The sequence below is a fragment of the Mitsuaria chitosanitabida ATCC BAA-476 = NBRC 102408 genome (assembly GCF_001598255.1).
GTDB classification, from domain to species: domain Bacteria; phylum Pseudomonadota; class Gammaproteobacteria; order Burkholderiales; family Burkholderiaceae_C; genus Roseateles; species Roseateles chitosanitabidus.
In genome coordinates, this window is sequence record NZ_BCYP01000034.1 from 1 (window position 1) to 11,882 (window position 11,882).

16 protein-coding genes are annotated in these 11,882 nt (G+C 68.9%); 11 read left to right on the top strand and 5 right to left on the bottom strand.

The genetic code is table 11. The features are described from left to right. A partial coding sequence (locus tag MCHT01_RS27165; protein WP_218017920.1) for a hypothetical protein occupies window positions 1–387 on the bottom strand: 387 nt, incomplete at its 3' end. A 4-nt stretch (window positions 388–391) separates the two neighbouring features. On the opposite strand from MCHT01_RS27165, the gene MCHT01_RS26870 reads away from it, so the two are divergent. After that, complete coding sequence (locus MCHT01_RS26870) at window positions 392–691, top strand: hypothetical protein (RefSeq protein WP_218017921.1); 300 nt, start codon at window positions 392–394, stop codon at window positions 689–691. A gap of 61 nt (window positions 692–752) precedes the next feature. Here MCHT01_RS26870 and MCHT01_RS20560 read toward each other — a convergent pair whose 3' ends face one another. Continuing rightward, window positions 753–1,394, bottom strand: coding sequence for a nucleotide-binding protein (locus MCHT01_RS20560; protein ID WP_067068120.1), 642 nt, complete (start codon window positions 1,392–1,394; stop codon window positions 753–755). A gap of 61 nt (window positions 1,395–1,455) precedes the next feature. Between MCHT01_RS20560 and kefF the strand changes: the two genes are divergently transcribed. From kefF to MCHT01_RS20575, 3 genes are read left to right on the top strand one after another with little or no spacing between them, the layout of a single operon-like run. After that, window positions 1,456–2,073: a glutathione-regulated potassium-efflux system oxidoreductase KefF gene (gene kefF, locus MCHT01_RS20565; protein ID WP_067068123.1), complete on the top strand. Its 618-nt coding sequence runs from the start codon at window positions 1,456–1,458 to the stop codon at window positions 2,071–2,073. Further along, window positions 2,073–3,995: a glutathione-regulated potassium-efflux system protein KefC gene (gene kefC / locus MCHT01_RS20570; protein ID WP_067068126.1), complete on the top strand. Its 1,923-nt coding sequence runs from the start codon at window positions 2,073–2,075 to the stop codon at window positions 3,993–3,995. The genes kefF and kefC overlap by 1 nt, the downstream gene beginning before the upstream one ends. Window positions 3,996–4,020: 25 nt before the next feature. Then, entirely contained in the window at window positions 4,021–4,461 is a 441-nt protein-coding gene (locus tag MCHT01_RS20575) for a DUF1841 family protein (protein WP_067068127.1), read from the top strand. Window positions 4,462–4,582: 121 nt separating this feature from the next. Here MCHT01_RS20575 and MCHT01_RS20580 read toward each other — a convergent pair whose 3' ends face one another. The 3 genes from MCHT01_RS20580 to flgA all read right to left on the bottom strand — a co-directional run bounded on the left by MCHT01_RS20580 (window position 4,583) and on the right by flgA (window position 6,282). After that, window positions 4,583–4,972: a hypothetical protein gene (locus MCHT01_RS20580; protein WP_067068130.1), complete on the bottom strand. Its 390-nt coding sequence runs from the start codon at window positions 4,970–4,972 to the stop codon at window positions 4,583–4,585. A 59-nt stretch (window positions 4,973–5,031) separates the two neighbouring features. Further along, window positions 5,032–5,349, bottom strand: a complete 318-nt coding sequence (flgM, locus tag MCHT01_RS20585) for a flagellar biosynthesis anti-sigma factor FlgM (RefSeq protein ID WP_067068133.1) — start codon at window positions 5,347–5,349, stop codon at window positions 5,032–5,034. A 120-nt stretch (window positions 5,350–5,469) separates the two neighbouring features. After that, a complete protein-coding gene (gene flgA / locus MCHT01_RS20590; protein WP_084453112.1) occupies window positions 5,470–6,282 on the bottom strand; it encodes a flagellar basal body P-ring formation chaperone FlgA in 813 nt (270 codons plus the stop codon). 198 nt (window positions 6,283–6,480) lie between these two features. On the opposite strand from flgA, the gene flgB reads away from it, so the two are divergent. From flgB to MCHT01_RS20625, 7 genes are all read left to right on the top strand, one after another. Continuing rightward, entirely contained in the window at window positions 6,481–6,867 is a 387-nt protein-coding gene (gene flgB, locus MCHT01_RS20595) for a flagellar basal body rod protein FlgB (RefSeq protein ID WP_067068137.1), read from the top strand. 26 nt (window positions 6,868–6,893) lie between these two features. Next, on the top strand, window positions 6,894–7,310 hold the full coding sequence (gene flgC, locus MCHT01_RS20600) for a flagellar basal body rod protein FlgC (RefSeq protein ID WP_067068139.1): 417 nt from the start codon (window positions 6,894–6,896) through the stop codon (window positions 7,308–7,310). Between the two features lie 43 nt (window positions 7,311–7,353). After that, entirely contained in the window at window positions 7,354–8,004 is a 651-nt protein-coding gene (locus MCHT01_RS20605; protein ID WP_067068141.1) for a flagellar hook assembly protein FlgD, read from the top strand. Between the two features lie 71 nt (window positions 8,005–8,075). Continuing rightward, a complete protein-coding gene (gene flgE, locus MCHT01_RS20610; RefSeq protein WP_067068143.1) occupies window positions 8,076–9,479 on the top strand; it encodes a flagellar hook protein FlgE in 1,404 nt (467 codons plus the stop codon). Window positions 9,480–9,531: 52 nt separating this feature from the next. Continuing rightward, the gene (flgF, locus tag MCHT01_RS20615; RefSeq protein ID WP_067068146.1) at window positions 9,532–10,260 is read left to right on the top strand and encodes a flagellar basal-body rod protein FlgF; all 729 of its coding nucleotides are present in this window, start codon (window positions 9,532–9,534) and stop codon (window positions 10,258–10,260) included. A gap of 56 nt (window positions 10,261–10,316) precedes the next feature. Continuing rightward, window positions 10,317–11,099, top strand: a complete 783-nt coding sequence (flgG, locus tag MCHT01_RS20620) for a flagellar basal-body rod protein FlgG (protein WP_067068148.1) — start codon at window positions 10,317–10,319, stop codon at window positions 11,097–11,099. 77 nt (window positions 11,100–11,176) lie between these two features. Next, on the top strand, window positions 11,177–11,872 hold the full coding sequence (locus MCHT01_RS20625; RefSeq protein WP_067068150.1) for a flagellar basal body L-ring protein FlgH: 696 nt from the start codon (window positions 11,177–11,179) through the stop codon (window positions 11,870–11,872). Window positions 11,873–11,882 lie beyond the last annotated feature (10 nt).

An 11,882-nucleotide genomic window follows, 5' to 3' on the forward strand; every position in this document is an offset into this window, starting at 1 on the left:
CACAGTCACAGCCACAGCCACAGCCACAGCCACAGCCACAGCCACAGGCACAGGCACAGGCACAGGCACAGGCACAGCTTCGGCTTCGGCTTCGGCTTCAGCTTCAGCTTCAGCTACAGCCACGGTCAATGCCAATGCCAACGCGAGATCAGGATCAGGAGCAGGTTCGGCTTCAAGGTCTGCATCGACATCGACATCGACATCGACATCGACATCGACATCGACGTCGACGACCGCGGCTGTGATGACCTCCGACCGGCGAGGCGATCCGTCGCCCTCCCCCGAGCCCCGGCTCGACTTGCGCCTGAGTGTCCGCGCGACCACCCCGCAGGAGATCGCGTCACCGGTCCGTGTCGAGCGGGTCGAGACCGACGAGGGTGTCCGCATCCGGGTGTCGTTCGCCGCCGGCATGGCCTCGCTGGACGACGCTGCGCGGCAGCGCCTGCAGGCGCTGGCGGGGTCGGCGCTGGCCGATCGCGCGCTGACGCTCTGGGCGGCGACCGATCTGCGCCAGGCCACCGCACGGCGCGCGGCGAGTCTGCGCCTGATGGCCCTGCGCGACGAACTGTCCAGGGCCGGCTTGCCGGCCGACCGGATCGACCTGAAGGTCACCGGCGGCGGCGTCTGGCCGGAGTCCGGCCCGACCACGGTCTGGCTGTCCGGCGCCGCCTCGACGGACGGCGCCCACTGAGGGTCTCGGCCACTGCGCCCCCCGTGGCCCTGGCCATGGCCGCCTCAGGCGCGGCGAACGGTCACTCCGCGCCCACCGGCGCGGCGCGCTCCAGCCAGGCGCTCAGGCGCTCCCATTGCGCCAGATCCCGTGCCACGCGCCCGGGGGCGATGTCCCAGAGCGTCAGCCCGCGCGCCGCGAGCTGGACATAGTTCTGGGTGTCGCGCAGCTCGGCCAGCAGCGGCAGGCCCAACTGCTCGATGAACTGGTGCAGCTGCTGCTGGGACAGCGTCCCCTCGCGCACCCGCATCGCCACCAGGCCGATGGCGGGCGCGCGCCCGTCCTTGGCCATTTCCCTCAGCCCCTTCACGAAGTCGAAGGTGGCCTGGATGTCGAAGAGCGACGGCTGCAGCGGCACCACCACGCGGTCCGCGACTTTGAGCGCCTGCGCCAGCTTCTTCCCGTGCAGCCCGGCCGGCGTGTCCAGCACCGCATGCGAGACGCCCTTGGGCGTGCGCAGCTGCTCGGTGGATTCGAGCGCCCAGCCATGGATGGCCGGCAGCGCCGCGGGCCGCTGGGCCAGCCAACGCGCCGAGGACTGCTGGCGGTCGATGTCGCCCAGCATCACGGCATGGCCGCGATGCGCCAGGAAGCCCGCGATGTTGCTCGCGAGCGTGCTCTTGCCGACCCCGCCCTTGGGGTTGGCGACCAGGATCACCGGCATGGCCTCTCCTCTCCTCGATGAGGTGCGCGGGATCTTAGGCGATACCGCAAAATCCGCCGCCATGAGCTCCCCGTCCATCCTGATCCTGGCCGCGCACCCGGACCTCGCCCATTCCCGCATCACCCGCGCGCTGCTGTCCGCCGCGCACGGGCAGCCCCATGTGCGGGTCCGCGACCTCTATGCGCTCTATCCCGACTACTCGATCGACACCCAGGCCGAGCAGGACGCCCTGCGCGATGCCGAGATGCTGGTCTGGCTGCACCCGATGCACTGGTACGGCATGCCCGCGCTGATGAAGCTGTGGGTGGACGAGGTGCTCAGCGTGGGCTTCGCCTATGGTCAGGCCGGCCATGCGCTGCACGGGAAGGACCTGTGGCTGGTGACCTCCACCGGCGGCAGCGCCCACTCGTACAGCGCTGAGGGCTACAACCGCCATCCGGTCGGCGACTTCCTGCTGCCCTATGCGCAGACGGCCGCGCTGTGCGGCATGCGCTTCCTGCCGCCGCTGGTGCTGCATGGCGCGCAGAAGGCCTCGGCCGAGCAGGTCCAGGCCCATGCGCGCGACTTCCTCGAGGGCCTGCGCGAGCTGCCCGCCTGGTGCGAGCGTCAACCCGAACCCGCCCAGGAGGCCGTCCCCGACGACGAGCGCCCCGCCAACCAGGAAGGAGTGCCGGTCTGATGCAAGCGACGATAGAAGCGACGACGCATGCCGTGCACGGCAACTGGTTGTTCACGCCGCTGGTGCTGCTGGCGGCGGCGGTGCTCGCGGTGCCGCTGGCGCGCGGGCTGAAGCTGGGATCCATCCTGGGCTACCTGGTCGCGGGCGTGCTGCTCGGGCCGCAGGTGCTGGGGCTGATCAGCGAGCCGGCCACCGTGCTGGAGGTGGGCGAGTTCGGCGTGGTGCTGATGATGTTCCTGGTCGGCCTGGAGCTGGAGCCCAAGCGGCTGTGGGCGCTGCGCCGGCCCATCTTCGGCTGGGGCTCGGCGCAGATGCTGGGCTGCGCGGCGCTGCTGCTGGCGCCCGCCTTCCTGATCGACACGGACTGGCACGCCGCGGTGATCGTGGCGCTGGGCCTGGCGATGTCGTCGACCGCGGTGGCGCTGGCGGTGCTCAGCGAGAAGAACCTGGGCGGCACCCGCGCCGGCCAGAGCGTCATCAGCGTGGCGCTGCTGCAGGACATCGCCGCCATCCCCGTGCTGGCGCTGGTCCCCATCCTGGCCAGCCAGGGCCGGCCCGCCGCCGGACATTCGGGCGCGCGCATCTGGATCGCGATCGGCGCGCTGGTGCTGATCGTGCTGGGCGGGCGCCTGCTGCTGCGACCGCTGCTGCGCTGGATCGCCCGCAGCGGCACGCCGGAGATCTTCACCGCCGCCTCGCTGCTGCTGGTGCTGGCCGCGGCCATGCTGATGCAGAAGGTCGGGCTGTCGATGGCGCTGGGCGCCTTCGCCGCCGGCGTGCTGCTGGCGGAGAGCGAATATCGCCGCGCGCTGGAGGCCGACCTGGAGCCCTTCAAGGGCCTGCTGCTGGGGATGTTCTTCATCGCGGTGGGCATGGGCCTGGACCTGACGGTGCTGTGGCACAAGCCCTTCGCCGTGCTGGGCCTGCTGGCCGCGCTGTGGCTGTGCAAGGGCCTGGTGCTGGCCGTCCTGGGCCGGCTGATGGGTCTGCCGCGGCCCGAGCGCGCGGTCTTCGTCATCCTGCTGGCGCAGGGCGGCGAGTTCGGCTTCGTCGTCTTCCAGCTGGCCGAGCAGGCCACGCTGATCGACTCCGCCCAGCGCTCGGTGCTGGTGGCGGCGGTGGCGCTGTCGCTGGCGCTGACCCCGGCCCTGCTGGCCTGGGCGCAGCGCCGCGCGGGCAACATCGAGCGCAAGTCCCCGCACGAGCTCAAGGAGCAGCAGGACTCCAAGATCATCATTGCCGGCTTCGGCCGCTACGGGCAGATCATCGGCCGGATGCTGTTCGCCAACGGCATCCCCGCGACGGTGCTGGATCACGACGCCGACACGGTCGAGTCGCTGCGCCGCTTCGGCTGGCGCGTGTTCTGGGGCGACGCGACGCGGCTGGAGCTGCTGCGCATCGCCGGCGCCGAGACGGCGCACGTGCTGGTGCTGGCGGTCGACGACTTCAACCACAGCGTCAAGATCGCCGAGATCGCGCGCCAGCACTTCCCGCACCTGACCATCGTGGCCCGGGCGCGCAACGTCCAGCACTACTACGCGCTGCGCGAACTGGGCGTGGAACTCATCGAGCGCGAGACGCTGGACTCCGCGCTGATGAGCGCCCGCAGCGTGCTGGAGCAGATCGGCTGGACGCCGCACGCGGCGCGGCAGATGGCCTGGCGCTTCCGCCGCCACACGGTCGAGCAGACCGAGGAGATGCGGCCCCACCGCGGCGACCTGGACACGCTGATCGCGATGTCCAAGCGCGGCCGGGAGCAACTGGAGGAACGCCTGGCGGCCGAGCGTCGCGCGCTGGCCGACGGCCAGGGCACGCGCCCGTGGCAGGAGCCGTCGATGGCGCCGGGTGCCGCGCCCCAGGTCGCGCCCGCCGTGGCGCCGCAGGCCGGCTCGCCCGATCATCCCCAGCCCGACAAGGCCTGACGGCCGAGGCGACAATCACCCCCCTATGTTTGCCCCATCCCAACTCGAGGTCAGGCGCTTCTTCTGCCAGACCTACCGCAAGCAGCGCGACCGCCTGCCCCTGACGCCGATGGAGGCCATCGCCGCCGACTGGATCGAGCAGCACCCGGAGTACCACGAGGAGCTGGCCGACGAGGACGCCGCGCTGGCGGCGGTCTACACCGTCGAGGACGGCCGCACGAATCCCTTCCTGCATCTGTCCATGCACCTGAGCCTGATCGAGCAGCATCAGATCGACCAGCCCACCGGCGTGCGCCAGGCGCTGGATCTGCTGGCGGCGCGCCGCCAGTCGCTGCACGAGGCGCACCACGAGGCGATGGAGTGCCTGGGCGAGATGATCTGGTCGTCCCAGCGCAGCGGGCTGCCGCCGGACGGTCACGCCTACCTGGACTGCCTGCGCCGCAAGGCGACCCGCACGCCGACCTGAGCGGCGCCGGCGCCGGCGCCGCTTCGGACGCCAAAAAACACAAAAGCCACGCATCGCGTGGCTTTCTTCGTTCAGGGAGCGGTTTCTCGATCGGGTCGGATGCTTCCTGCGTGTTGCTGGTTCAGGCCTGGATCGACCCGCCGAATGCCGACTTGCGCTCGTTCTTGCCCGAGGCGCCGTACAGGCCCGTGGGCTCGCCGGGCATCAGCACGTCGATGGCGCGATCCAGCGCGGCGGTGGCGCGGGCCAGGGACTCGCGCTGGGCGGCGACACGGCCGCCGGCCTGCATCAGGCGGGTGCGCAGGTTCGCCGGCACCGTGCCGTTGCGCGCCGCGGCGGTGAATTGCTCGATGGCGCGCGCCAGGGCCAGATGCAGGGATGCGGCATGCAGCTCGATGGCGGCCGAGTCACGTCGGTGCAGCGCCTCGCCCAGCAGGTTGAGGCAGCTTTCCACGTCCTGGAGCGGTTGCTCCAGGTCGACGACGGTCGTGTTCACGGCAGTGGCGGTCATGGCGGCGACGGAAAAATCGTTGTCTTCAGGCGCTGACGTCAGGTTTTCTCAGCGGCCCATCAGTGCGAGGGCTGGGCCCGGCTCACCATCTCGCTCGCGTTGGCGATCAGCTTGTCGGCGATCGCGTCGGCGTTGATGGTGAACTTGCCTTCCTCGATGGCCTTGGCGATGCGCGACACCTTCTCGGTGTCGAAGCTGCCATCCTCCGAGCCCGCCCCAGCGATCAGGCTGCTGGCGGTGCTGGACAGTTCCACTTGCGAACCCGCATCGGCGGCGCCGGCCTTGCCCGCCTTCGCCTTGCCGGCGTCGGCGCCACCGGTGCGCTCGTTGCTCAGCTTGGTGTACGCGTTCAGTTCAGGGCTGTTACCGATTTTCATGGGATATCTCCACGGGTCCGATCACGGACGGACCCCTTCCAATACCCGGTATATCGGCCCTGGGGCCGCCGACTTTAGGGAAGAGGTTCACAAATCCGACAACTCGTCGGGTCAGGGGCGTCACAGTAACACCTCCACCCGCCGTTCACCGATGGTACGTCCGGTGACCATGCGCCCGTTGTCGAAGCGCACTCGGACGTCCTGGCCTTCCAGCCCGACGCCCATCGCCTGTCCCTCACCGGCCACGGCGTAGCCGCTGCCGGTGGCCATGACCTGCACCCGGTCGCCCGGCTGCACCCATTGGCGCAGTTTCAGATCCGCCGACCGCAGGGTCTCCCCCACGGCCATGGGCTTGGCCAGATGCCGTCCGACCCAGCCTTCCGGTTGGGTATAGACGGCGCCGGCCTCGCCTGCAATGTCCACTTCGGCCAGACGCAGCTGATCTTGAGCCAGAACCGTCCCCGCGGGAAGGTCGGATGCCGCGACATAGGCCTGTCCGTAGACCTTGATGGTCAGCGGCAGCGTCACATTCCACTTGGTCGCGCCCGACAGGCAGCGCAGACCGAGCCGGGTCCGGCCCCACATGCGCTGGCCGGGCGGCAGATAGGGCTGGATCTGCGCGCAGGGCGCCAGGCGCAGGCGCGGATCCAGGCGGCCCAGTTCGACCTCCACCCGGGCCTGGTTCGGCGCCACCTGCTTGGCACCGGCGACGGCCAGCACCTGCAGGCGCTGCTCCAGCGTGGCGTCCAGCGCGGCCAGTCCCGACGCGTCGCTATTCAGAAGCGGGCTGGCCGGAGCGGCCACCGCCTGCGCGGGCACGGTCTGGGCCGAGGCCTCGTCCAGGCCACCAAAAAGCAGCCAGACCGACAGCAACGCCCCGGCCAACAGGCCTGGCAGCGCTTGCGCGTGGGTGTGGGGGCAGCTTTTCGACATGGACGGAACTGTAGGGCCAGCCCCGTCGCCGATGGCTGGGAAATGCGCCGGGAACACCCGTCTTATCCCGCTCAAGTTCTTCGACCCGTTGCCCACAATGGCCGAACGTGAAAAGCCGAGCGCGTGCCGCCCGGCCGGAACGAGACCCGCCGACCGTGCGTCCCGCCCTGCCGGACGCCGTCCCCGAAGGAGATTCACATGCTGAACAAACTGACCGACGCGATGAACTTCCAGGCCCAGGCGCTGACCCTGCGGGCCGAGCGTCAGCGTCTGCTCGCCAGCAACATCGCCAACGCGGACACCCCCGGCTACCAGTCCAAGGACCTGGACTTCGCCAAGGCGCTGCGCGAGGCCACCGCCCCGGCCGCCAACGCGGACAGCAACCAGACCCTGACCCAGCGCACGCAGAACGCGATCCAGAGCAGCCTCAGCGCCATGACCAGCATGGACAGCAACACCGTGGACATGGACCGCGAGCGCGCCAGCTTCGCCGACAACACGGTGAAGTACGAGGCCTCGCTGCGATTCCTGAACGGCTCCATCCGCACCATGATGGATGCGATGAAGTCGCCCAACGCGGCCTGACGCAGCACTAGAAGCAGGAGCCCGTCATGTCGATGTTCAGCATCTTCCACATCTCCGGCAGCGCGGTCAGCGCCCAGAGCCAACGCCTGAACGCGGTGGCCAGCAACATGGCCAACGCCGACACCGTGGCCGGCCCGGACGGCCAGGCCTACAAGGCGCGCCAGGTCGTGTTCCAGAGCGTGCTGGCCCAGAACGGCACCGATCCGACCGACGTCGGCGTGCAGGTCGTGGGCGTGCAGGAGAACCAGACCCCCGGCCGCCGCGTGCACGACCCCAGCCACCAGCTGGCCGACGCCGACGGCTATGTCACCTACAGCAACGTCAACAGCGTGGAGGAGATGGTCAACATGATCTCCGCCTCCCGCTCGTACCAGAACAACCTCGAGGTCATGGGCACCGCCAAGTCGCTGCTGCTCAAGACCCTGCAGATGGGCCAGGGCTGACGCCCCGCCGCCCTCGCCCGCCATCTGAAAGGGAAGGCCCGCCATGGACTACACCTCGCTCAACGTCAACAGCAGCACCGGCAAGACTCCGACCACCGCCGCCCAGAGCAGCGGCGCGGCCGACACCCAGGACCGCTTCCTGAAGCTGCTGGTCGCGCAGATGCAGAACCAGGATCCGATGAACCCGATGGACAACGCGCAGGTCACGACCCAGCTCGCGCAGATCCAGACGGTGACCGGCGTGGGCACGCTGAACAACAGCATCCAGAGCCTGTCCGGCCAGTTCCAGCAGATGCAGGCGCTGCAGAGCGTCAGCCTGGTGGGCCGCGACGTCACCGTCCCCGGCAACAAGGTCGCGGTGACCGACGGCAAGGCGCAGATGAGCTTCGACCTGGCCGACGCGGCCGACACGGTCAAGCTGGAGGTGCTCAACGGCGCCGGCGCGGTCATCTCCACCCAGGACCTGGGCGCGATGAAGGCCGGCAACCAGAACTACACCTGGGACGCCTCCAAGTCGCCCGAGACCGCCAACCTGAGCTTCCGCGTCACGGCGACCAAGAACAGCAACCCCGTCAGCACCACCACGCTGATGCACGACACCGTCAAGGCCGTCAGCACGACGGGCTCGACGCTGCAGCTCGATCTCAAGAACTCCGGACTGGTCGACTACGACAAGGTCCGCGCGCTCGGCTGACGTTCAGCCGTTTCCCGCAAGAACGCGTCCACGACGCCAGCCCACCTGCCTGACACGCCCAAGGATCGACCATGAGCTTCCAACAAGGCCTCTCCGGACTGAACGCCTCCTCCAAGAACCTGGAGGTGATCGGCAACAACATCGCCAACGCGCAGACCTACGGCGCCAAGTCCTCGCGCGCCGAGTTCGGCGACATGTACGCCTCCGCGCTGAACGGGGCCGGCACCAACCAGGTCGGCATCGGCGTGCAGCTGCAGGCCGTGGCCCAGCAGTTCACGCAGGGCAACATCACCGTCACCGAGAACCCGATGGACCTGGCCGTCAACGGCAACGGCTTCTTCCAGGTCAGCGACGGCAAGAACCCGACGACGTACACCCGCAACGGGCAGTTCAAGGTCGACAAGGACGGCTACATCGTCAACAACTCGCAGCTCAAGCTGCAGGGCTACCCCGCCGACGCCAACGGCGTGATCCAGCCCGGCCTGGCCCAGGCGCTGAAGCTGCCCACCGGCGGCATCGACCCCAAGACCACCGGCAACATCAACATGGAGTTCAACCTGGACTCCCGTTCCAAGGCCACCGCCGCCTACGACCTGACCGATCCGGCCGACCCGAACTCGGCCAAGATCGACAAGACCGGCATCACGCTGAACGACCCGTCGACGTACAACAACGCCACGTCGATGACCGTCTACGACGCCAAGGGCCAGCCCATCGCGCTGACGATGTACTACCAGCGCGCCAACAACGACGACGCCAACGGCAACACCGTGTGGAACGTCTACATGACGGCCAACGGCTCGGCGGTGCAGTTCGACGCCAAGGGCAACCCGATCGACACGGACGACGGCAAGGCCAGCGGCAACCCGCTGACCCCCTTCACGCAGATGACCTTCCTGCCCACGGGCGGCAAGCCCGTCTCGCCCGGCCCGAGCGAGTTCCTGAACCTCAAGATCCCCGCCGGCGTGAACTCGCAGGGCGCTCCGACGCTGCCGATCCCGGCCCCGCCGGCCGACCCGTCCGATCCGTCGGTGCAGGGCATCAAGCTGGACATGCGCTCGGCCACGGAGAACGGCTCCAACTTCGCCGTCACCGACCTGACCCAGGACGGCTACGCCCCGGGCCAACTGGTGGGCATCAAGATCGAGGACAACGGCGTGGTCACGGCCCGCTACTCGAACGGCGAATCCAAGCCCGCCGGTCAGGTGGAGCTGGCGACCTTCCGCAACCCGCAAGGCCTGCAGCCGCTGGGCGGCAACCTGTGGGCGCAGACCAATGCCTCGGGCGCGCCGGTCGTCGGCGTGCCCGGCGACGGCAACCTGGGCTCGCTGACGCCGGGCGCGCTGGAGGAATCCAACGTGGACCTGACCTCCGAGCTGGTGAATATGGTCACCGCGCAGCGCGTTTATCAAGCGAATGCCCAGACCATCAAGACGCAAGATCAGGTCCTGCAGACGCTGGTCAACCTGCGCTGACGCCGGCTTGACCGGCTGACCCTTCGAACCCGCCCCCCGCAGAGGAATTCCCATGGATCGCATGATTTACCTGTCGATGAGCGGCGCCCAGGCGGCGATGTCGCGCCAGGACGTGCTGTCCAACAACCTCGCCAACGCCAACAGCAACGGCTTCCGGGCCGAGCTGCAGGCCTTCCGCGCGGTGCCCATCCGCGGCGACGGCGCGACCACCCGCGCGTTCGCGCTGGAGACGACCACCGGCCACGACCTGTCGGCCGGTCCGATCCAGCAGACCGACCGCAATCTGGACGTGGCGATGAAGGGCAAGTCATGGATGGCCGTGCAGGCCCTCGACGGCACCGAGGCCTACACCCGCGCCGGCTCCATGGACGTGGACCAGGACGGCGTGCTGCGCATGCGCAACGGCCTGCAGGTGCTGGGCGACGGCGGCCCCATCACGGTCCCGCCCAACTCGACGATCTCGATCGGCGACGACGGCACCGTGGTGGCCAAGGCCGACGGCCAGCGTCCGGTGAACATCGGCAAGATCAAGCTGGTGACCGAGGACGGCCGCTTCACGCGTCGCGACGACGGCCTGTTCGTGGCCGCCGGCGGCGACCCGCTGCCGGCCGACCCGGCCGCCCGGCTGCAGTCCGGCGCGCTCGAGGGCTCCAACGTGAGCCCGGTCGAGACCATGGTCGGCATGATCGCCGCCGCCCGCCAGTTCGAGCAGCAGATGAAGCTGCTGACGATCGCCCAGACCCACGGCCAGGCAGCCTCCAAGCTGCTGTCCGACAGCTGATCGGTCCCCGTCAGGACGCATCCGCCACCGCATAGATCAGGATTCAGGAGTCCCCGATGCTTCGCTCGCTCTGGACCGCCAAGACCGGCATGGAAGCCCAGCAGACCCAGCTGGACGTCATTTCGCACAACCTGGCCAACGTCTCGACCAACGGCTACAAGAAGTCGCACGCCGTCTTCGAGGACCTGATGTACCAGACGCTGCGTCAGCCCGGCGCCAACAACACCGAGCAGACCACCCTGCCCACCGGCATGCAGGTCGGCCTGGGTGCCCGCGCGGTGGCCACCTCGCGCAGCCACTCGCAGGGCAGCCTGACGCAGACGTCCAACTACCTGGACATGGCGATCAAGGGCAACGGCTTCTTCCAGATCCAGATGCCCGACGGCACCACCGCGTACACCCGCGACGGCAGCTTCCAGCTCGATCCCAACGGCCAGATCGTCACCAACAACGGCAACACCGTGCTGCCCGGCATCATCGTGCCGGCCAACGCGACCGCGTTGACCGTCGGCGCCGACGGCACCGTCAGCGTCACCACCGCCGGCAACACCGCGCCGACGACACTGGGCCAACTGCAGCTGGCCAACTTCATCAACCCGCCGGGCCTGGAATCGCTGGGCGGCAACCTGTACTCGGAGACGGTCGCCTCCGGCACGCCGCAGACCGGCGCCCCCGGCACGAACAGCCTGGGCGCGGTGCAGCAGGGCTTCGTCGAGACCTCGAACGTGAACGTGGTCGAGGAACTGGTGCAGATGATCCAGACCCAGCGCGCCTACGAAATGAATTCCAAGGCGATCCAGACCACCGACCAGATGCTCCAGAAGCTCTCGCAGATCTGATCGACCTGAGAGCCTCACATCCGGCGATCGGGCGCCACGCGCCCGGGCGAGGATGGCGGCTCTTCCAAGGAGTAGTCATGCCTTCGTTCCTGTCCGCCCTCCGCCTGAGCCTGGTGGCTTCGGCCGCGCTCGCCCTCACCGCCTGCGGGGCCATGTACCCGCAGCCGCGCGTGGACATGCAGCCCGCGCCCGTCGTGAAGATGCCCGAGCCCATCCCGGCCGCGGCCAACAACGGCGCGATCTACCAGAACGCCAACTACCGCCCGCTGTTCGAGGACCATCGCGCCCGCCTGGTCGGCGACATCGTGACGGTGCAGATCACGGAGAAGGTCAGCGCCTCGCAGAAGTCCAGCTCCGAGCTGGACAAGACCGGCGCGATGACCGCCGGCGTGACCGCCATCCCGGGCTTCAACCCGAACTCCTTCGCCAACGGGCGCGCGGAGCTCAGCGGCTCCTCGTCCAACAAGAACACCGGCAAGGGCACGAACGAGAACACCAACGACTTCTCCGGCACGATCACCGCGGTGGTCACCGGCGTGCTCCCCAACGGTCACCTGCTGATCTCGGGCGAGAAGCAGGTCGGGGTGAACAACAACGTGGACGTGCTGCGCTTCTACGGCCAGGTCGACCCGCAGTCGATCCGCCAGGGGAACACGGTCGCCTCGACCCAGGTCGCCAACGTCCGGGTGGAGCAGCGCGGCCGCGGCGCGGTCGCGGATGCGCATGGAATTGGCTGGCTATCCCGCTTCTTCTTGAACCTTTCGCCCATTTAAGTTTCCCCAC

Excerpts from the sequence above, each read along its gene's own strand:
- flgF (WP_067068146.1), top strand. The coding sequence starts at position 9,532 with ATGGATCGCATGATTTACCTGTCGATGAGCGGCGCCCAGGCGGCGATG.
- MCHT01_RS20625 (WP_067068150.1), top strand. The coding sequence starts at position 11,177 with ATGCCTTCGTTCCTGTCCGCCCTCCGCCTGAGCCTGGTGGCTTCGGCC.
- flgM (WP_067068133.1), bottom strand. The coding sequence starts at position 5,349 with ATGAAAATCGGTAACAGCCCTGAACTGAACGCGTACACCAAGCTGAGC.
- flgG (WP_067068148.1), top strand. The coding sequence starts at position 10,317 with ATGCTTCGCTCGCTCTGGACCGCCAAGACCGGCATGGAAGCCCAGCAG.
- MCHT01_RS20560 (WP_067068120.1), bottom strand. The coding sequence starts at position 1,394 with ATGCCGGTGATCCTGGTCGCCAACCCCAAGGGCGGGGTCGGCAAGAGC.
- MCHT01_RS20575 (WP_067068127.1), top strand. The coding sequence starts at position 4,021 with ATGTTTGCCCCATCCCAACTCGAGGTCAGGCGCTTCTTCTGCCAGACC.
- MCHT01_RS20605 (WP_067068141.1), top strand. The coding sequence starts at position 7,354 with ATGGACTACACCTCGCTCAACGTCAACAGCAGCACCGGCAAGACTCCG.
- flgB (WP_067068137.1), top strand. The coding sequence starts at position 6,481 with ATGCTGAACAAACTGACCGACGCGATGAACTTCCAGGCCCAGGCGCTG.
- kefF (WP_067068123.1), top strand. The coding sequence starts at position 1,456 with ATGAGCTCCCCGTCCATCCTGATCCTGGCCGCGCACCCGGACCTCGCC.
- kefC (WP_067068126.1), top strand. The coding sequence starts at position 2,073 with ATGCAAGCGACGATAGAAGCGACGACGCATGCCGTGCACGGCAACTGG.
- MCHT01_RS20580 (WP_067068130.1), bottom strand. The coding sequence starts at position 4,972 with ATGACCGCCACTGCCGTGAACACGACCGTCGTCGACCTGGAGCAACCG.
- flgA (WP_084453112.1), bottom strand. The coding sequence starts at position 6,282 with ATGTCGAAAAGCTGCCCCCACACCCACGCGCAAGCGCTGCCAGGCCTG.
- flgE (WP_067068143.1), top strand. The coding sequence starts at position 8,076 with ATGAGCTTCCAACAAGGCCTCTCCGGACTGAACGCCTCCTCCAAGAAC.
- flgC (WP_067068139.1), top strand. The coding sequence starts at position 6,894 with ATGTCGATGTTCAGCATCTTCCACATCTCCGGCAGCGCGGTCAGCGCC.